Annotated in this window: 14 protein-coding genes; 9 read left to right on the top strand and 5 right to left on the bottom strand. The window is 40.1% G+C overall.

Annotated features, from left to right (window positions below; genetic code table 11):
• The first annotated feature begins 277 nt into the window (after positions 1–277).
• From ACUN24_RS18010 to ACUN24_RS17975, 8 genes are all read left to right on the top strand, one after another.
• Complete coding sequence (locus tag ACUN24_RS18010; RefSeq protein WP_445563759.1) at positions 278–3,553, top strand: SusC/RagA family TonB-linked outer membrane protein; 3,276 nt, start codon at positions 278–280, stop codon at positions 3,551–3,553.
• Positions 3,554–3,574: 21 nt separating this feature from the next.
• Entirely contained in the window at positions 3,575–5,512 is a 1,938-nt protein-coding gene (locus ACUN24_RS18005) for a RagB/SusD family nutrient uptake outer membrane protein (RefSeq protein WP_445563758.1), read from the top strand.
• Between the two features lie 20 nt (positions 5,513–5,532).
• Positions 5,533–6,756, top strand: coding sequence for a DUF4959 domain-containing protein (locus tag ACUN24_RS18000; protein ID WP_445563757.1), 1,224 nt, complete (start codon positions 5,533–5,535; stop codon positions 6,754–6,756).
• 113 nt (positions 6,757–6,869) lie between these two features.
• Positions 6,870–8,078 (top strand): DUF4998 domain-containing protein, encoded by a 1,209-nt coding sequence (locus ACUN24_RS17995; protein WP_445563756.1) that lies wholly within the window; start codon positions 6,870–6,872, stop codon positions 8,076–8,078.
• Between the two features lie 161 nt (positions 8,079–8,239).
• On the top strand, positions 8,240–10,591 hold the full coding sequence (locus ACUN24_RS17990) for a glycoside hydrolase family 95 protein (RefSeq protein ID WP_445563755.1): 2,352 nt from the start codon (positions 8,240–8,242) through the stop codon (positions 10,589–10,591).
• Positions 10,581–12,623: an alpha-galactosidase gene (locus ACUN24_RS17985; RefSeq protein ID WP_445563754.1), complete on the top strand. Its 2,043-nt coding sequence runs from the start codon at positions 10,581–10,583 to the stop codon at positions 12,621–12,623. The genes ACUN24_RS17990 and ACUN24_RS17985 overlap by 11 nt, the downstream gene beginning before the upstream one ends.
• Positions 12,624–12,675: 52 nt before the next feature.
• Positions 12,676–14,886 (top strand): alpha-galactosidase, encoded by a 2,211-nt coding sequence (locus ACUN24_RS17980; RefSeq protein WP_445563753.1) that lies wholly within the window; start codon positions 12,676–12,678, stop codon positions 14,884–14,886.
• Positions 14,887–15,379: 493 nt separating this feature from the next.
• Entirely contained in the window at positions 15,380–15,769 is a 390-nt protein-coding gene (locus ACUN24_RS17975; RefSeq protein ID WP_445563752.1) for a hypothetical protein, read from the top strand.
• Between the two features lie 266 nt (positions 15,770–16,035).
• Here ACUN24_RS17975 and ACUN24_RS17970 read toward each other — a convergent pair whose 3' ends face one another.
• The gene (locus ACUN24_RS17970) at positions 16,036–16,818 is read right to left on the bottom strand and encodes an HAD-IIA family hydrolase (protein WP_121285161.1); all 783 of its coding nucleotides are present in this window, start codon (positions 16,816–16,818) and stop codon (positions 16,036–16,038) included.
• 291 nt (positions 16,819–17,109) lie between these two features.
• Between ACUN24_RS17970 and ACUN24_RS17965 the strand changes: the two genes are divergently transcribed.
• Positions 17,110–17,550, top strand: coding sequence for a hypothetical protein (locus tag ACUN24_RS17965; protein ID WP_445563751.1), 441 nt, complete (start codon positions 17,110–17,112; stop codon positions 17,548–17,550).
• 27 nt (positions 17,551–17,577) lie between these two features.
• On the opposite strand, the gene ACUN24_RS17960 is transcribed toward ACUN24_RS17965, so the two are convergent.
• From ACUN24_RS17960 to ACUN24_RS17945, 4 genes are all read right to left on the bottom strand, one after another.
• Positions 17,578–18,306, bottom strand: a complete 729-nt coding sequence (locus ACUN24_RS17960) for an esterase family protein (protein WP_445563750.1) — start codon at positions 18,304–18,306, stop codon at positions 17,578–17,580.
• A gap of 65 nt (positions 18,307–18,371) precedes the next feature.
• Positions 18,372–18,959, bottom strand: coding sequence for a GDSL-type esterase/lipase family protein (locus ACUN24_RS17955; protein ID WP_445563749.1), 588 nt, complete (start codon positions 18,957–18,959; stop codon positions 18,372–18,374).
• Positions 18,960–19,112: 153 nt separating this feature from the next.
• Positions 19,113–20,198 carry a fatty acid desaturase family protein gene (locus ACUN24_RS17950; RefSeq protein ID WP_445563748.1) on the bottom strand — a complete coding sequence of 362 codons (1,086 nt, stop codon included), beginning with the start codon at positions 20,196–20,198 and terminating at the stop codon, positions 19,113–19,115.
• Between the two features lie 331 nt (positions 20,199–20,529).
• Complete coding sequence (locus ACUN24_RS17945) at positions 20,530–20,703, bottom strand: hypothetical protein (protein WP_445563747.1); 174 nt, start codon at positions 20,701–20,703, stop codon at positions 20,530–20,532.
• Between the last annotated feature and the right edge of the window lie 48 nt (positions 20,704–20,751).

Genomic DNA, 20,751 nt, shown 5'->3' with positions numbered 1-20,751 from the left:
TTTACCTGCATTCCAGCGTTTTGCTGCCTTTTAGAGAAGGGCATAAAAAGGTAAATAAGGTGTTAAAAATCACTTATCAGAACTCAACTAATGTTTTCATTAACCAAATAATTCCAAAATATGAGAAATTTTACTATTTATGATGCAGCTGTGCAAACCTTGCCATCTATTGCTGAAGGATGGCCGGCAGGTTTACAAAATCTTTTAAAAGATTAATTCCTGTCGATCTACATCTATCTACAATTTTTTAATTCATCATTTAAAAGCTTATTAGCAAATGAAGCAATTATTTTTGTTTTGTGGGCACCTACCGGTGTCTGGCAGGCTAAAAAATGCACTGGTATTGACAGGTTCGATGCTTGTATTTTTCCTGATTTTTATGCCTGTAAAAGGTTATTCCCAAACGGGGAAGAAAACCATTACAGGTAAGGTTACTGATACGTTAGGAGTTGCCATCCCCGGGGTTGTTGTTGCCACCGTTAGCGGTTCCAAAGCTGGCACCCAAACCGATAATAATGGTAGATTTATTCTTGACGTTGATCCCGGCGTTGAACTACGTTTTTCATTTGTAGGGTATGTGGAAAAAAGGATAACGGTTACCGCAAACACCACCGTACTTAATATTAAACTCGCAGAAGATGCGGTCCAGGCCGATGAGGTTGTGATTACAGCCTTGGGGCAAAAGCAACGAAAGGAAGCTATTGTTGGCGCAGTAACATCAGTTCGGCCTGACGATTTAAAAGTGCCTGCCAGTAACCTCACAACAGCATTTGCTGGTAAGGTAGCGGGCATTATTGCATTTCAGCCAAGTGGGCAGCCTGGACAAGACAATGCAAATTTCTTTATCCGCGGGGTGACTACCTTTGGTTATAGAAGAGATCCGTTGATTTTGATCGATAACGTGGAAATGACCTCTAGTGATCTTGCACGCCTGCAGGTGGACGACATAGAAAGTTTTTCTGTATTAAAAGATGCAAGTGCCACAGCATTATATGGTGCAAGAGGAGGAAATGGGGTGATTCTGGTTAAAACGAAGGAGGGTAAAGCCGGCAAAGCACAGATTAGTGTACGCATGGAAGGATCAACTTCTTCACCGATCAGTCCTTTGCAGATTGCTGATCCGGTTACCTATATGAAGCTTTATAATGAAGCACTGAGCACAAGGAATTCGCCTGGGGCACCATATACGCCGAACAAGATATTAAATACACAGGCTACCATGACAGGTGCACCTGGTAGCAACCCTTATGTTTATCCTGCGGTAAACTGGATGGACATGTTGTTTAAGAAAAATACCTCAACGCAAAGAGCCAATCTCAATATCTCAGGCGGAGGTGGGGTAGCCCGTTATTATGTAGCAGGTTCTTATTCGAATGATAATGGAATTTTGAAAACCGATATCAGGAACAATAATAATAATAACGTTCGTTTTAAAAACTATCAGTTACGTTCGAATGTAAATATTGATCTTACCAATACTACCGAACTGACTGTCCGTTTATCGGGTAACTTTAATGAGTATGTAGGTCCAATGACGAACGATCCGTCGTTTGCGACTGATTTGTATAACATTGCCTCCCATACAAGTCCGGTTGATTTTCCGGCTTATTACGAACCCGATAAAGCCAATGCTCGTGTTCAGCACATTCTTTTTGGTAACAATACGGAAGCTACTGTGCTGCCGGATGGAAGCACACCGCCTACTTCTTCTACAGATGTAAAAAACATTAACCCATATGCTGCATTGCTAAGAGGAAATAGAAGGTTTTCCGAATCGAGGATGCTTGCGCAACTTGAGCTCAACCAAAAACTGGATTTCCTTACAAAAGGCCTGAATTTTAAAGGAATCTTCAGTACAAACAGATATGCAAGATTCGAATCAGAACTGGCATACGCACCATATTTTTATAATGTTCAGTCGTACGACAAAGCATCTAATCAATACACGTTAAATTGGATCAATAATAAGCCCGATCAGGCCAGAGAATACCTAAACTACTACGCAGGAAAGAGTACACTTAATACCTTCCTTTACCTACAGGGTGTACTTGATTATTCAGCAGATATTAATGAAAACCACAATGTAAGTGCTGCCTTGATCGGTACACAACAGCAATTGCTCAACGCAAACGCAACTACATTATTTAATTCTTTACCATTCCGGAACCTCGGCCTTTCGGGACGCGCAACTTACGCTTATATGAGCAAATATTTCTTAGAATTCAACTTTGGCTACAATGGATCTGAACGTTTCTCAGAAAATCACCGGTTTGGTTTTTTCCCAACTGTTGGTGCGTCCTGGATCGTGTCTGGAGAAAAATTCTATGGCAATCTTTCCAATGTAATCAGCCGCATGAAAATCAGGGGCAGCTACGGCCTCGTTGGTAATGATGCGATCAGCGACAGACGATTTTTTTACTTATCAGATGTTAACCTGAACGGAGGAAATTCGGCTTCATTCGGGACTAATCTTGGTTACTCACATAACGGGGTTACGATCAACAATTATGAAAACAGGGATGTTACATGGGAGGTATCGAGGCAGATCAATTTAGGATTGGAATTAACGCTTCTTAAAAACATAAGATTTACCACAGAGGTTTACAAAAACTTTAAGTCAGATATTCTCCAGGACAGAAAAGATATTCCGAGTACAACGGGATTGGAATCACAGATCTCCGCTAACATAGGGAAGGTAGAATCACAGGGTATCGAATTCTCACTTGATGGAAAGCACAATTTCAATAACGATTTATGGGTATCGGCGCTTGCCAATTTTACTTTAGCCAAAAACAAATATACCCAATATGAAGAACCCGATTTTGCTGATAAGTATCGTCTGCACAATGGTGTTTCCCTGAACAGAAATTTTGGTTACATCGCAGAGCGTTTGTTCGTAGACGACAGTGAGGCTAGAAATTCGCCTAAACAGATCTTCAGTACCAATGGTGTCGCACCAATGGGTGGCGATATCAAATACCGTGACTTAAACAATGATGGTGTAATTGATGGTAAAGACCAAACATGGTTTGGAAACCCTACCGTACCCACAATTGTATATGGGTTTGGAATCTCTACCGGTTTCAAAAATTTCGATCTCAATATGTTTTTCCAGGGACAGGCCGGTGTATCTTTTGTAATTGACCCAGGAAGAACAAGTCCGTTTATTAAAAGTCCTGATTCGTGGTTACCAGGTAATACCCAGGTGATCCAGCAGTTCGCTGATGACCATTGGTCTGAAGATAATCAGAATCTGTATGCATTGTATCCAAGGCTTGGAATAAACGGTGCGGTGATTGAAAACAACCGCCAGAATAGTTCGTGGTGGTTACGTGATGGCAGTTTCCTCAGAATGAAATCATTGGAAGTAGGTTATACCTTACCCCGAACGCTGGCAAGTAAGATTAAACTCAGAAATCTGAGGGTTTATTTCAGCGGACTTAACCTGGTAACCTGGAGCCCATTTAAGATGTGGGATCCGGAAATAGGTGGCAATGGATTTTCTTACCCCTTGCAGAAAGTGTACAACCTTGGCATAAATGTTAGTTTATAGTTTAAAACAAAGAATTAGGGTATGAAGTCATTATATTCAAAAATTTTATTCGCTGCTGTTATGGTATTGTCCATGACATCATGCAAAAAGTACCTGAACGTTACCCCCGATAACGTAGGTACAATAGATTATGCCTTTAGGAACCGCAATGAGGCTGAAAATTATCTCTTCACCTGCTATAGCACGCTACAGCGGTTGCAGGAACCCTGGATGGACGGAGGTTTTTCTACTTCCGGTGAAATTGTTTTCCCGGGACAGAATGAATTGAACGATTCGCAAGGTATTAATGCTGTTGGCTTTAACATGATGAGGGGTACGCAAACCAGCAACAACCCGGGGTTAAACTACTGGGATGGAAATGAGGGGGGGCAGGCGATGTTCAATGCCATTAGACGGTGTAATACCATGCTTGAAAATATCGACAAGCCGATAGATCTCGGCGATACAGAAAAAAAGAGATGGATTGCTGAGGTAAAATTCCTAAAAGCCTATTATCACTTTTACCTATTCAGGATGTATGGCCCTATTCCAATCACCAATGTTAACCTGCCGATTAACAGTTCGATAGAAGCTACTCGTGTGAAAAGAAAACCTGTAGATTCAGTAGTAAATTATATGGTTAAGCTATTGGATGAGGCTACACCTGATTTACCGACCCAGATCCAAAATCAGACACAGGAACTTGGAAGGGTTACTTCCCTTATTACACGCTCGGTGAAAGCCCAGATTTTGGTGACTGCAGCAAGCCCATTGTTTAATGGCAATGCTGATTATGCCGGGCTGAGTAATAAAGATGGCCAACAGCTGTTCAACCCACAAAAAGATCAACGGAAATGGGACCGCGCTGCCCAGGCATGCGATGAAGCATTAAAGGCCTGTTTGGCGGCAGGACTGAGGTTACACACTTTTACCCCAACAGCAAATATGCCCGCTAACCTTCCTCAGGAATTGATTAATGTACTTTCGTTCCAGACGGCAATTACCGACAAATGGGAGCAAAACACAGAATTGATATGGGGTATGGCTCCAGTTTTCGGATTTGGAAAACAGGAAAGATGTATCCCTCGTCTTAATGCTGCCGCTGCCTTGAGCATCGGTAGTGCTCAGGGTTTCTTCGCTGTACCCATTGCGCAGCAAGAGTTGTTTTATACCAACAACGGCCTACCTATTGATGAAGATAAAACCTGGGATTACAGAGACCGTTACACTTTAAAAACTGCAGGAACTGAGGATCAATACTACGTGCACAATGGGTATGAAACTGTTAAAGCGCATTTTAAACGTGAACCCAGATTTTACGCATCTATTGGATTTGATGGTGGCGTTTGGTATGGTAATGGTCAACTGGGCGATCCGGCAAATGCAAACTATGTACAGGCACGTGGTACAACGAGTTTTGCAGGTCCGAAAGATGGAAGTCATACTAACATTTCAGGCTATTGGCCAAAAAAACTGGTCAATTATCTAACGGTTTATAATGATCGTTTATCCTACGAAGATTTCCATTTTCCATTAATGAGGCTTTCAGATCTTTATCTGCTCTATGCGGAGGCTTTGAATGAGCAGGGAAAAAACTATTCTGAAGTATTGCCTTATATAGACGAGGTAAGAAAAAGAGCAAAGATCCCCGCAGTTGCAGAAGCGTGGACTGCCCAGCTTTCTACAAGTCCTTTAAAATACAACACGCAGGCAGGTCTTCGTCAAATCATTCATCAGGAAAGAAGGATTGAACTTGCTTTTGAGTGTATGCCAGGATGGGATTTACGCCGATGGAAAGAACTTCAGACGGTAATGGCCAAACCAATGCAGGGATGGAGTATTTTCGATGATCAAGCGGTAAACTACTATCGTCCGCGTAATCTTTTTGTGCCGGTGTTCAGCACAAAGGATTATCTATGGCCTATTAAGTCAGATAATCTGGCGGTTAACCCCAATCTAGTTCAAAACCCATTTTGGTAATCATAAAAGAAGATCTGATCATGAATATAAAAAAATATAGTTTTCCTTGTTTTATCATGCTGATTATTATTGGCATGGTGGCATGCAAGAAAAATAATGGTTTTAACGCCGTTATTTCTGAAGATACAACTAAACCTTTACCCGTAAGCAATATTAAGGTCGATAATTTTAACGGAGGGGCAAACATCACCTACAACCTGCCCAATTCGCAGAATATCCTTTACGTATTGGCCAAGTATAAGGTAAATGATAATGTAGACCGCGAAACAAAATCATCGTACTACCAGGATACGGTAGTTGTTGAAGGATTTGCAAAAGCAAAAGCATACCAGGTAACCCTTTATACGGTTTCAAGGGCAAATGTAATGTCTGATCCTATTACTGTTACGGTTAATCCCTTAACTCCTGTTTATTCGGTGGTGCGTCCGTCGGTAGACCTTTCCGCTGATTTTGGCGGGGTAAATATTAAAGCTGAGAATCCACTAAAGAAACAGATCGGTATTGTGGTATTGAGTTATAATAACAATACAAAATCCCTGGAAATTGAGGATCAGCGTTTTACCAAAGATGCAAAAATCGATTATTCGGTTACGGGTTTTTCATCAACAGAACGTCGATTTGGTGTATACGTTACAGACAGATGGGGCAATATTTCAGATACGCTTCAGAAAGCAATAATCCCGCTGGCAGAAGAAGCGGTTGACAAATCAAAATTCAGCGTATTAAACTTGAACACAGACAGCCCGATTGACTTTGGCTGGACGCTGCCAAATTTATGGGATGGAAAGCAGGATGGAAGTGGCTGGCATACGAGATATGGTGTTTCACTTCCCTATTCTTGTAGTTTTGGTATTGGAAAAACCTATAAATTAAGTCGTTTTGTGCTCTACGAAAGAACAGGAGATCAGTACACCTACAAATTTGCAAATCCAAAAGTATTTGCACTTTGGGGAACAAACTCATCTGCGCCTACCGACACCCCGCTTCCTGTAACAGCTGCAGAAGGTACTGTTATCGGCAACTGGGTAAATCTTGGGAATTTCCGCTTTCCAGATCCGCCATCGGGTAACCTTCCTACAGCAATCAATTCATCAGACAATGATTTTGTTAAAAATGGTGTGAGCTTTAAAGTGCCATCGGCAGCCCCGGCTGTGAAATACCTGAGGATTGCCGTACAAACGGTATGGGGCAACGAAGCAGCTGCCCACATTATGGAAATTACGCCTTATGGAACCGCACAATAATATTATTAACAGAATCTGATATCAAAATTTAAAAAGATGAAACCATCAATGATTTATTTACACTTAAAATAAATTATGGTCGCTTCATCGCCATAAAAAATAATTATATACAGATGAAAAATCTTATAATTTTCGTAGGCCTTTTTACATTGGCTATTACAATGGGCTGCAAAAAACAGCAAACAGATTTCAGAGACTTTTTTGACGGGCATGAAATTATCTATACAGGTAGTCCCAAGGAAGTACTGAGCAGACCCGGAAATCTTCGTGCCCAGTTAAAATGGAAATCAAGTTCCGACCCAAGTATAGTAAAGTACGTGATCTACTATAATAATAAAGTAGACTCTCAGGTAATAGCTATCAATGGCAAAACAGATAGTGTTTTTGCGACGATCCCGAACCTTCAGGAATTTGTTTATTCTTTTACGATTTACTCTTATGATAAAAACGGGAACAGATCAATTCCAAAGGAAGTAAACAACGTAAAGGTATATGGCTCGACTTACAAAAATGGCTTGCTGAACAGGGCTTATAATGCCAAAGAACCTTATGTGGTAAATGCCGATGGATCTGTTAAACTTAACTTTAATGTTCCAGATACGATTAATACAGGGACAATTATTAAATACACAAATGCATCAGGCAGTGCTTCAGAACTTACGCTTTTACCTAAAGATAACTCGATTGTTCTTCCGAGCTATAAATCGGGGACTGAAATACAGTATCTTTCTTCTTATATGCCTGAAAGAAGTTCGTTAGATGTTTTTGCTGTGAGTGGATATTCTATTTTTCCTCAGATTTCCACCTACGTACTCTGCGATCGTTCACTTTTTGCCGAAGTGCGATTACCGGGCGATGCGCAGACTTATGAATCTGGTACCAGCATCAGCAAACTGTGGGATGGAAGTGTTGGTCCGCAGGGTTATCCGAATATTTTTCACAGCGCGGGCAACAGCGGTATGCCGCACGTAATTACTTTCGATTTAGGTAAAATTTACACCAATTTAGCCCGAATAGAAGAAACCGGAAGAGATTGCTGTAATAATCCTGATCGTTTTGAAGTTTGGGGAACGGCCGATCTAAGCAATGCAACCACCAATTTATCAGCCAGCGATAACGGTTGGCCTGCTGAAGCTACCAATAAAGGCTGGACGCTTTTAAAAGATGTAACCAGAACGGATGATGGCAAAATTGCTTTTATTTCTGAACTGGATAACGGAGGTAAACCGATTCGTTATATTCGCATCAGGATCAAGCATGTAACCACTGGCGATGGGAATTATAGTAATATGAGCGAAATCAGGTTCTGGAATATACAGTAATCTTATTAGAGGATCGTCCCGACTGAAGCATTTAAACAAACCGGTCGTCATCTCGAATGGAACGCAGTGGAACGGAGAGATCTATCTTGATAGATTTCTCGACTTCGCTGCACTCCGCTCGAAATGACGATTGTTGCGTACAACAACACACAAATGAAAAAATGTATAAAAAGCAACTGATTATTATTTTACTCCTCTCGTTTTTTATAGGTAAATATAGTTTTGCCCAGCAAAAACCATTGTTACTCTGGTACGATAAACCTGCCAAAATCTGGGAAGAAACCCTTCCCCTGGGCAATGGTAAATTGGGCATGACACCAGATGGTGGCATAACCAAAGAAAATATTGTGCTAAACGATATTACCTTATGGAGCGGGGGTAAACAGGACGCCAACAATTACGAAGCTTACAAAAGTCTCCCGAAAATCAGGCAGCTGATATTGGAAGGTAAAAATGACGAAGCACAGGAACTCGTAAACCGCGATTTTGTTTGTAAAGGGCAGGGATCTGGAGGGGCAACCTGGGGTAAATACCAAACATTGGGCAATTTGCAGCTTGATTATGACTATCCAGGCGTTAAAGAAGTAAAGCCAGCCATTTATAAAAGAACTTTATACTTGGATAAGGCGGTGGCCACAACCGAATTTACGCTCAACGGCATAAAATACAAAAGGGAATATTTCTGCAGTTTTGATGATGATGTAAATATCATCCGGATTACTGCCAATCAGCCTAAAAAACTAAATTGCAACATATCTATCAGCAGACCCGAAAAAGCCACTTTAGCCACCCATGGCAATGAACTGTTAATGTCCGGTCAGCTCGATAACGGAACTGACGGTAAAGGCATGAGATACATGAGCCGCGTAAGCACTAAACTTATAGATGGTTTGGTTACAACCGAAGGCAATATCCTTAAAATAAAAGATGCTACCGAAATCATTGTTTATGTTGCCGCCGAAACCGATTTTAAGCATACAGATTTCGTGGCAAGAGTTAAAAATGCGTTGCAGGAAGCAAAAAAGAAGAGTTATGCGCTGGAACTGGCTAACCACAGCGCAAACTTTGGCAAACTGTTTAACCGTTTAAAAATCAATTTCGGCGAAGGTGAAGCTGCTAAGTTGCCTACAGATTTAAGGTTAGATCATTTTTATAAAGATTACAAGAAAGATGTATCTCTAAGTGCTTTGTTTTTCCAATTTGGCCGCTATTTAAGCATTAGCAGTACCAGAGTTGGACTTTTACCACCAAACCTCCAAGGGCTGTGGGCCAACCAGATTAATACCCCATGGAATGGCGATTACCATCTGGATGTTAATGTACAAATGAACCACTTTGGCATTGAGCCGGCCAATTTATCGGAACTAAATCTTCCTTTGGCTGAGTTGGTGAGGAATTTAACCACTCATGGTGCAAAAACGGCTAAAGCTTATTACAATGCAGATGGCTGGATTGCGCATGTAATTACCAATGTCTGGGGCTTTACCGAACCTGGCGAAAGTGCTTCATGGGGTGCCTCAAATGCAGGCTCAGGCTGGTTGTGCAGCAACCTTTGGGATCATTTTGATTATAGTCGTGATTTAAAATACCTGAAAAGTATTTACCCAATCTTAAAAGGATCAGCGGCATTTTACCAGAGTGCGCTAGTTAAAGATCCAAAAACGGGCTGGTTAGTTACCTCGCCATCGGTATCGCCAGAGAATTCCTTTTACCTGCCAAATGGGAAAACCGCGAGTATTTCGATGGGACCAACTATCGATAACCAGATTGTGAGAGAACTTTTTAACAATGTAATTACTGCAGCTAAACTTCTTAAAACTGATGCCGCCTTCAGTGCATCGCTGCAGGAAAAACTGAAATCGATCCCACCAGTGGGGGTAATCAGTAAAGACGGGCGTTTACAGGAATGGTTAGAAGATTATAAGGAAACCGACCCGCAGCACCGCCACATTTCACATTTATATGGCGTTTATCCGGCAGGTTTGATTACCCCAACTTCAACCCCTGCATTGGCTGAAGCCGCTAAAAAAACACTCGAAGTTAGGGGAGACGATGGACCAAGTTGGTCGATTGCTTATAAACAGTTATTTTGGGCTAGGTTACAGGATGGGAACCGGGCATTTAAATTGTTCAGGGAGATTTTAAAACCTACTTTGCGTACCGATATTAATTATGGTTCAGGCGGGGGCGTTTATCCGAATATGTTATCGGCCGGACCACCGTTCCAGATTGATGGTAACTTTGGTGCCACCGCGGCAATTGCCGAAATGCTAATCCAGAGTCACGATGGTTTTATCGAATTGCTACCAGCTATTCCGGATGCATGGAAAACCTTTGGCGAAATTAAAGGATTAAAAGCAAGGGGCAATTTTACAGTTGATATGGAGTGGAAAGAGGGTAAAATTACTTCCTACAAAATAGCTTCGGCAATACCACAAAAGTTAAAAGTAAAAATAAACGGAAAACTGAGCACTATAACTTCGGTTAAAATTAGCACAATACATGATCTTTAAATTTTTATTCAAACATCAGGCGCTCTTAATTTTAAGCATCTTATTTTTTTGGGTTACACCAGCTTCGGCAATCATTATCGAATATGGTAAAACCGGAAAAATAGACTACAACCTTAAGACCGGTACCTTTAATGTTTCAGATGCAGCGGCTCAACTATTGTTAAATGGTTTTTCGCAGGCCGAATACCAGAAAAAGCTATTCAGTTCCAAAGATTATAAACAAATCAGTTACCGTAAAACAGCTGTTAAGGATGCTTTTGGTAATTGTTTCAAACATGTTTTTTTGTTAAAACAGGCTGGTTTACCAACCATGCAACAAGTTTTTTATACCTATAGCGATAAAGATTATTTTATGATCGGAATTACCTTACGGGGGGCTAATTTATCCATTAATCATATTGTTCCCCTAAGCGGAAACCTGATCGATCAACAACCTTCGGATATCCCAACGAGTTTATTTGTACCATTTGATAACGATACTTTCATTTCTTACAATACAGTGCCCTTAACAGCCAGTGTGAGCAATCCAAGTGCCGAGGTTACTGCTTTATACCATGATCAATCGCGAAAAGGTTTTGTAATCGGATCAGTTGAACACAGCAACTGGAAAACAGGTCTAATTACTGCAATGGATAGCGATAAAAAGATCAGTGTACAGGCCATCTGCGGTTATACCGAAGAAAGTATTACCCGCGATAAAATTGCGCATGGTTATTTAAAAGGCAATTCTGTAAGTTCAGCGAAAGTATTTTTCGGTGCTTTTGCCGATTGGCGTTTGGGCATGGAAACTTATGCCAAACTAAACAGGATTTCGGAACCTCCCATCGTTTTTAAATGGAATAATGCTACACCTGTAGGCTGGAACAGCTGGGGGGCTATGCAGGAAAAAATTACGCTCGAAAAAGCCAACCAGGTGAGTGATTTTTTTGCCGATAGCTTAAAAAGTTTCAGGAGTGGCGACGTTGCATTTATCGATCTTGATTCATATTGGGATAACCTGTTAAATGGTGGTTTGCATGGCAATTATTCAAAACTAAAAGCTTTCGCAGATCATGCAAAATCGAAGGGATTAAAACCTGGCATTTACTGGGCACCATTTGTAGATTGGGGCTTTGCAGCTGGCGGAAGACGGGTAGCAGATGGTAGTTTTTATACTTTTGATGGTATGTGGACAAAAGTTGGCGGAGCCTACCACGATCTTGATGGTGCACGTGCATTGGATCCTACACATCCTGGTACGCGGCAGCGGATTACAACCGTAATTAATAAGTTTAAGGAATGCGGTTTCGAAATGATCAAAATTGATTTTTTAGGCCATGCGGCGATAGAATCCGATCATTTTTACGATCCAAAGATCACAACAGGGATGCAGGCCTATAAAACAGGAATGGAATTTTTGTTAAAACAGCTTGATGGTAAAATGGTGGTTTACGCCGCTATTTCGCCGAGCATGGCTTCTGGCCGGTACGTACATATACGCCGGATTGCCTGCGATGCCTTTAAATCGATAAAAGATACTGAATATACCTTAAACAGTGTGAGCAATGGCTGGTGGCAAACTTACCTTTACGATTATATCGATGCTGATCATGTTGTGTTTTCTGATCAATCAGACGGAGAAAATACCGCCCGGTTTTTATCGGCCATTGTTACGGGCACCTGCATCACTGGCGATGATTTTTCGCATCAGGGTAAATGGACAGGCACCGCCAGACGATTATTGAACAATACCGAAATTTTAAAGGTTTTGGAAGATGGAAAGGCATTTGTTCCGGTAGAAGGAAACAGGGGCAAATCGGCTTCACAACTGTTTGTAAAAGAGCTCAACGGAGTGAAATATCTGACTGTATTTAATTATACCGATGAAGCAAAGGATTTCAATATCGACTTCTCCAGGATCGGTTTAAAATTAGATCAGGTATATGATACTGAAAATTTAATTAGTCGAAAAAAAGAAAGTTTTAAAAATAACCAAACACTCAAGCTCATGGCGAAAGACGCAGCTATCTTTAAAATTACGCTCAAACCATAAATTGATCAACCCTCTACCTATAAAACATTATAGATTATTATTGAATACACAAATGAATAGATCACATCAAATTACAGGTTACTTCAGGCAGGGTGCCTTGGCAATTGCCATTTCTCTTTTTGCAGTGGTGAATAGCAAAGCGCAGACCATTATACCTATAGAAACCGCCCATAATGCACTTGTTTTACAGGCTGATGCAAAAAAAGATGTAAATACCATTTTTTTTGGAAAAAAACTCGCTAATAAACAGGAATATGCCCAGGTTAGCGGTCAGTATAAACAAACAGAAGATTATACCGGACAGTTAAATTCGGCTTATACGCCATCTGGGACAAGAAACCTGGTAGAACCTGCCATTAGTGTTACCCATGCCGACGGCAATAATTCGCTCGATCTGAAATATGTAGATCATACCGTTACCGCAATTGATGATAATGTAAGTTTATTAAAGATCAGGCTCAAAGATCCGGTATATAATTTCGAAGTAACACTGTTCTATAAATCATTTTACAAGCAGGATGTGATAGAGCAGTGGACAGAAATTAAACATAGCGAAAAAGGTAATGTGGTGTTGCAAAAATATGCTTCGGCCAACCTGCATTTAAAATCGCCACATTTTTGGCTTAACCAGTATCATGGCGATTGGGCAAAGGAGATGCAGCCCGAGCAAAGTGAAATTACCCATGGGATTAAAACTTTGGATAGCAAATTGGGCACTAGGGCCAACCTTTTTCAGCCTTCGGTTTTCATGATCTCCATGGATAAACCTGCAGAAGAGAACGAAGGAAATGTTTTGTATGGCGCTTTGGAGTGGAGCGGTAATTTTAAGATAGATCTGGAACTTGATTATCAAAATAACCTGCGCATTATTGCAGGGATGAATAATTATGCTTCGCCTTATAGCTTAAAACCGGGAGAAGTTTTTGCTACTCCTGCGTTTTTGTATACTTTTTCTGATCAGGGGAAAGGCGATGCAAGCAGAAAATTGCAGAATTGGGCACGCAACTATAAGATATTAGATGGTAAAGGCAGCCGCTTAACACTTTTGAACAATTGGGAGGCCACTTATTTCGATTTTAACGAACAGAAACTGGCCGAATTGTTAAAAGACACCAAAAAACTAGGCGTCGATTTCTTTTTGCTTGATGACGGCTGGTTTGGGAACAAATATCCACGTAACGACGATCATGCGGCATTAGGCGACTGGCAGGAAAATAAAAAGAAGCTGCCAAACGGTATCGCCTCACTGGTAAAAGAAGCCGATAATGTTGGGACACGGTTCGGGATCTGGATTGAACCTGAAATGGTGAGTCCTAAAAGCGAACTGTACGAAAAACATCCGGATTGGGTGGTGAAACAACCAAACAGACCTGAATATTATTTTAGGAACCAGCTGGAGCTTGATCTTTCGAACCCAAAGGTGCAGGATTTTGTTTTCGAAGTGGTTGACGGTCTTTTTACCAAAAATCCGGAACTGGCCTACATTAAATGGGATTGCAATGCTGTAATTTACAATGCATACTCTGCCCACTTAAAAAATCAATCCCATTTTTACATTGATTATGTAAAGGGATTATATAGCGTGCTACAAAGAATCCGTGCAAAGTATCCAACTGTACCAATGATGTTATGCTCTGGTGGAGGTGGCAGGGTAGACTATGCTGCCTTACAGTATTTTACGGAGTTCTGGCCAAGTGATAATACTGATCCTTTAGAACGCATATTTATACAATGGGAATATTCTTATTTTTATCCTGCCATCAGCAGTTCTAACCATGTTACTGATTGGGGCAAACAATCCATAAAGTTCCGTACAGATGTAGCCATGATGGGTAAACTAGGTTTCGATATTGTGGTGAGTAAACTGCCTGAAAAGGAACTTCAGTTTTGTCAGGAAGCCATTAAAAATTATAATGAAGTGAAAGGAATTATCTGGCAGGGTGAACAATATCGTTTGGCCGATCCTCGAAGTGGTAGTTTAGCTTCGATGTTGTATGTAAACGATCAGAAAACGGAAGGTGTAATTTTTAATTACCTGGTTAATTACCGTTATGGCGAAGGCAGTAAATATCCCGTTAAATTGAATGGATTGGATGCAGCAAAAAAATACCAGATTAAGGAAATTAACTTGTTCCCTGGTACAAAATCACCAATTGATGGCAACAAAATCTATACAGGCGATTTTTTAATGAAAGTGGGTTTCAACCCCGTTTTAAATACGGATAGAATGAGTGTGGTGCTGAAGTTTGAGGAGTTGAAATAAATTAGTTCCATCATTAAGTATAAATCCATCATTGCGAGGAGGCTTTCAGCCAACGAAGCAATCTTACAACTATCGTTGGTAGCGAGCGCTTTAAGATTGCTTCTTAGTTCCTCCTTATAATGACGATATTCCTCAGGGTAACTCTTAACGAGAGGATGGGCCTGCAAATAAATAGTCCGTGTTTTCCGTGCATCCGTGTTTCTTTTAACCACAAAGTACACAGAGAAAAGACTCACAGAGGGCATTGAGATTTGGGCGTTTAACTGGATTCTAAGGTTCGTGTCCCCACGCGCAGCACTTGCGAATGTTGTTCGTAACTACATTAAAGCACCAATAGTCCCTTCGACTCCGCTATCATTGAAAAGACTCCAATAGAATCGTCGTCATCCGATCCGATAACTATTGGATGTAGTGCAACGTAATGGAGATGAGTTAGTTGATTATCTGATGCTGTAAAAACTAATTTATTTCTTTAAATCGCGCTACACTTAATATGGAATTAAAACTGCGCTGTAACTTTAACAATTTCATAATACTGGCTAATCATCTTACTAATAACATCGGTTCATATTTGTTTAACAAGGCGAACCAAATAATAAGAAAATTTAAGCACAATGATATGAGACTGATTTCTTGCGTAGCGCTATTAATGGTTATTCCAGCAATTGGGCTTTTAACCAAAGCGAATAAATTTACTGACAAAAAAATGCCTGATGTACCAGTACATAAGCAGGTTGTAAATGATTCAGCTTCATTTACGTTGATCAATCGTGATGGTGCGCCTTCTAACTTTGATCATAAACCTACTGTATATTCAATTGATTATCGATTGAGCATTTTTAAACCGCATACCTCAACTAAGGGTGGTTATTACAATCGGTAAAATGAAATAGCTCGGTTGCTTTAAGAGAATAAATAGAATATGGTTCCTGAAAGTGCTTTTGTTCACTAATAATCAGTTCACTTTTTCGCTGGTCAGCTATCTTGTTTTGAGTAGATTGTATTTTAATGGCAATTTTACTTTAGACGCTGTCATGTTTAGCGTGTCGAAACACCTCAGGGTATTTAGCAGGTCCTTCGACTAACCACCATTTACATAACAGAAAGGCTCGTCAATGACGATACCCTGAGGCGACTTCAAACTCCCAGCTACTTACCTTCCCACCAGGTCAATGGAAACTTTATTTCATCAACAGAACTTGCAATCATATCTGGTTTAAAAGCATAATGTCCTAAGGTATCCTTACTTGATATGCCCGAAAGCACCAAAATGGTTTTATAACCCATCTGTACACCTCCCTGTATGTCAGTTTCCATGGTATCGCCAATAACGGTAGTTTCACTGGTTTCTAATCCCAGAAATTTACGTGCCGAGCGCATCATCACCGGACTTGGTTTCCCAGTAACAAATGCTTTTCTGCCTGTTGCTTCTTCAATCATGGCTGTAGTTGCGGCGATCCCCAGGTTATTCCATCCTGGTTTTTTTGGTGATGGATCTCTGTTGGTGGTGATAAATTTAGCCCCCGCAAGAATCATATCAACTGCACGCTGAACCATTTCTAGTGTGAAGTTCCTGCCTTCTCCCAATACCACAAATTCCGGATCGGTATTAACCAAAGTAATGCCATGATCGTGTAAACTGCTTAATAAACCACCTTCTCCCAATACATAAGCGGTACCGTTCGGACTTTGATCAGACAGGAATTTTCCAGTAGCCATCGCACTGGTATATACATGGCTTTCTTCTACTTTTATACCAAGTCCTTTTAGTTTTCGCACCACCTCCAGAGCAGTACGTTGACTGTTGTTGGTCATAAATGCAAAAGGAATATCTTCATCAATTAAGTTTTTAATGAATTTATCAGCACCAAATATCAATTCTTCCCCGCTATAAATCACCCCATCCATATCTATTAATAATCCTTGTTTCATATATTTTGTAGATTTAATCTGTTTATGTGCAAACTTAATATTTTCTTGTTCAACCAATATTAAATAAAGTCTTTTGAATAGTCAGTTTTTTGGATAAAATTATCAGGTGTATTTAATAGTATTCTTTCTTATGTATTTATTTAATAAAAATAATGCCCGGGCTGTAGCGTATCCTCAATTTGTACCGTATTCATAGAAAATCAAATTATGAAAAACGCTTTTAAAGTAATTGTTACCTTTTTAATTGCATTAAGCACCTTGAGCGCTTGCAAAAAGAAAACTGATAACCCAATGGATTTTACCATTGATACACAAAATCTAACTCCCTGTACCGAAGGAAGCTGCCTGTTTGAGTATGTTAATTATGCAGCAATGGCCGATCAGCAGGCGGCACTTACAACTGGTCAATACCGGATTTTTTTGGCCACAAAGAGCAATAGCTTCAGCACCACGCGAGTTTATATTCAAGCACCTATGCAGGATGATAAATTTTTATTAACTGATGCTGATATTCTGGCCGGAAAAGTAAAACATCTGTTTTCTTGTGCTTCATGTGATTATATTAACTTAACTCCAATTGCAGGTACGGTTAAAGGAATTAAAGTAGCTAACGTTAATACATCAGCAGAAAAATGGTTACTTGATGCTCATATTGTTCTTGCTGACGAAAAATCTAAAAAACCTGTAGATACACTCCACATTAAACAATATTTTAATTTAGCAGTGAAATAAGATGCGGCGCTTATGTAATGCGATAATTTAAATATACATAGGTGCCATTTTTCGCCAGAAGTGGGGGCGGTGTGCATTACTCTCCCAGGTATGAAATTGGTTGGGTACACCTTTTTCCCACAATAAACTGCTAAGATGCTGGTTTCCGCTTAAAAAAGGATCAGTTTCACCTACAGCCAGAATTATTTCCATCTCTCTAACTGCAGATAGTAATTTATCATCGTTAAGGTTAGCGATATACTGCGTTGGCATATTAAAATAAACCTTATCGTTGTGAAACCCGTTCAGCAGGTCTCTGAAATCGCCGATATTGTCTGTAAGGTCATATCTTCCACTTATGCCGACTGCTTTTTTAAATAACCAGGGGTATTTCATCGCCAGGTTTATAGCATGGTAAGCGCCCATGCTACAGCCAGCAGTTGCTACGTAATTGCCATCATTTTTCTGATAGATAAGCGGTAATACTTCTTCGAGAATATATTTTTCATATTGTAAATGCCTGTCTATCCGTACCGATGGAAATACTTCATCGTTATAAAAGCTTTCTCCATCTATACTGTCCACACAGTAAACCTGGAGTTCTCCATTTTCGATCTGGTGACTCAGCGAAGCTATGATTCCCCAGTTTTCGTAATCGTAAAACCTGGCCATACGGGTGGGGAAAAAGATAACCGCCCTTCCGGCATGGCCGAAAATCAGCAACTCCATATCCCGTTGAAGATTATGGCTGAACCATTTATGATATTCCCTGTTCATCGCGTTAATTCTTTTGTGGAAAATTAAGGCATCAATGTTATCAGGATATTAATTGAGCGTAATGATTAACCTAATTTCTCTTTAACAATAGCGGCCCATAAACGATAACCTTCTTCACTCAGATGCAGTCCGTCATGATCGTAAAGTGCAGGGTTTGGCAGACCATCTTTGTTAAGCATTTTCTTAAACACATCAATAAATTTCCAATGGCTATTGAGTTTAATAATTTCGCTTTCGATGAGGTTATTGGTGTATCTAAACTGATCGGCCATTTGCCAACGGGTAAGACTGGGTTTTAAGGAAATAAAATAACAGGGCAATATGCCAAACCGCTGGTTCACTTTAACCATTAACTGCTGGAAAAAGATAAATATTTCTTCAGGGTTTCTGCCATCGCCAAGATCATTATCACCTGCATATACCACAAGTGCCTTCGGCCTGTAGTCTATCATAATCCGCTCAAAAAACCATACGCATGCTGCTAATGTAGAGCCGCCAAAGGCTAAATTGGTTACTTTCATGTAATCAAAATCATCTTCGAGACTATTCCACAATCTGATAGATGAACTGCCATAAAAAACAACCCCTGGATGCTCCCGATCCAAGCGATGCGCCCTTTCCAATTGTTTAACTTCTTCTTCGTACCAGTACATATCGTTAAAGATAAAAAGATCTACCTCTTGAAGAATGGATTGTATATTAAGTTTATGTTATCAGCTTTAGGTTCACTAGTTCATCGGTCTTGAATGCATATTGCCCAAGGATAAGAAAATTAAGTTTGGATGATCGTCCTTAATTAATAGCCACTAAATTGTTTCAGGTCGTCCCATTTTTTTTAAAATGCGGTAATGGGAGCGGAGTGCCGAAAGGAAAGTGGTATTTTCATGATAAGGTAATCCAAATTCCAGAGCGGTTTGTTTTACAATGATGGAGATTCGTCCATAATGTACATGGCATATTTTAGGGAAAAGGTGGTGCTCGATCTGTCGGTTTAATCCACCAAGAAAAAATGCTGAGATGGGTGATTGCGTTGCAAAATTTGCTGTAGTACGCATTTGGTGTTCGGCCCAGGCCTCTTCCATATTGCCTGCTGCATTGGTTGTAGGAAAAGTTGTTCCTTCCACTACATGAGCCAGTTGAAAAACAAGTCCCATGGTTAATCCTTGTGCCATGTGTAACACCACGAAGCCAATTGCAATCTGCCACCAGGCAAGCGGCATAATCAGTATCGGTAAACCAATAAAAATAAAATAGTAAAGAAACTTATAGAAAAAGAGATTAAAGTATTCGATCTTCGGATGCTTGTTCTGGCAGGCACCCACACTTTTTTGAAAAAACTTTTTATAATCTTTACGAAACACCCAGGAAAGCGAAGCCAGGCTATAGAGCGGAAAGGCATACCACTGCTGGAATCGTTGATGGGGCTTTAACTCATCCTCTGCGCAGATTCGTATTAAACCCGGTGCCACTTCAATATCTTCATCATGACCGGGAATATTGGTATAGGTATGGTGCACTACATTGTGCGTAATGTTCCATACATACGGACTAGCCCCAACCATATTAAAAAGAAAACTAAAAAATGAATTGATGCGTTTAGAACTCGAAAACGATCCATGGATAGCGTCGTGGCAGATATTAAAACCAATAAATGCACAAGTTGCGCCAAGTAAAACGGTTAGTCCCAAAAGTATAGCGATATGCAAGTTTAAAAGGAGTATGGAAAAGTAAAGTACCAGAAATATGCTAAGGAAAAGAAAGGCTTTAAACCACATCAGCACATTGGCGTTAATACTTCTGTTGTTTTCTTTAAAGTCGTTGTTTACTCTGCGACGAACTTCCGAGTAAAATGTATTCCCTGCTAAACATGGGAATTTTGCTTTTAATTTCATGATCTTGTGCGCTAATCTACCCCATGTACGAGGTCGATGCTCCAAGTTCATTAAGCTTAATGTATAACCTGGCCAATTGGCCAGACTTAGTTATAAACGTAAACTACTGTGTTTTAGTTTTCGGCGAAGATAGTAAATTAACAGTGATGCTTCCTGACAATCACATTAATAATTATGAATGTCTTGACAAGACAATGAATTAGTTCTTTTACAGACAATGGGACGATACTGGACACATTAATAAAATACAAATGACCATAAAGCATTGGTCAGTAATATCTGGGCTCCAAATTATATTCAATTGGAGAATTCGACTTAATTAAGATGCAGGCTACTCGCTGTAATTCCTCTTATTATTAGCAGCATAAATATGGTACCAGATGTACAGCATCCATATTAACACCACTGTGCTATAAACCAATTCGGGCTCAAATGAATCCCTTGTAGTTAGCAACGCAATGGAGGAGATCAGGGCCGTCAGGAAGAAATAAAAAATATTTTTCATAACATACTGATTTAATGATTATTGGATTTAGTAAATATAATAAAATAT

This window comes from Pedobacter sp. WC2501 (assembly GCF_052682415.1).
Note: the sequence above shows the minus strand (reverse complement) of the source record. Positions and strands in the feature narration are given on the sequence as shown.

Bases quoted from the DNA above. Each gene is read 5' to 3' on its own strand.
- ACUN24_RS17945 (WP_445563747.1), bottom strand. From the start codon at position 20,703: ATGAAAAATATTTTTTATTTCTTCCTGACGGCCCTGATCTCCTCCATT.
- ACUN24_RS17985 (WP_445563754.1), top strand. From the start codon at position 10,581: ATGATCTTTAAATTTTTATTCAAACATCAGGCGCTCTTAATTTTAAGC.
- ACUN24_RS17975 (WP_445563752.1), top strand. From the start codon at position 15,380: ATGGAATTAAAACTGCGCTGTAACTTTAACAATTTCATAATACTGGCT.
- ACUN24_RS18010 (WP_445563759.1), top strand. From the start codon at position 278: ATGAAGCAATTATTTTTGTTTTGTGGGCACCTACCGGTGTCTGGCAGG.
- ACUN24_RS17995 (WP_445563756.1), top strand. From the start codon at position 6,870: ATGAAAAATCTTATAATTTTCGTAGGCCTTTTTACATTGGCTATTACA.
- ACUN24_RS17950 (WP_445563748.1), bottom strand. From the start codon at position 20,198: ATGAAATTAAAAGCAAAATTCCCATGTTTAGCAGGGAATACATTTTAC.
- ACUN24_RS17970 (WP_121285161.1), bottom strand. From the start codon at position 16,818: ATGAAACAAGGATTATTAATAGATATGGATGGGGTGATTTATAGCGGG.
- ACUN24_RS17955 (WP_445563749.1), bottom strand. From the start codon at position 18,959: ATGTACTGGTACGAAGAAGAAGTTAAACAATTGGAAAGGGCGCATCGC.
- ACUN24_RS17990 (WP_445563755.1), top strand. From the start codon at position 8,240: ATGTATAAAAAGCAACTGATTATTATTTTACTCCTCTCGTTTTTTATA.
- ACUN24_RS17965 (WP_445563751.1), top strand. From the start codon at position 17,110: ATGGATTTTACCATTGATACACAAAATCTAACTCCCTGTACCGAAGGA.
- ACUN24_RS17960 (WP_445563750.1), bottom strand. From the start codon at position 18,306: ATGAACAGGGAATATCATAAATGGTTCAGCCATAATCTTCAACGGGAT.
- ACUN24_RS18000 (WP_445563757.1), top strand. From the start codon at position 5,533: ATGAATATAAAAAAATATAGTTTTCCTTGTTTTATCATGCTGATTATT.
- ACUN24_RS17980 (WP_445563753.1), top strand. From the start codon at position 12,676: ATGAATAGATCACATCAAATTACAGGTTACTTCAGGCAGGGTGCCTTG.
- ACUN24_RS18005 (WP_445563758.1), top strand. From the start codon at position 3,575: ATGAAGTCATTATATTCAAAAATTTTATTCGCTGCTGTTATGGTATTG.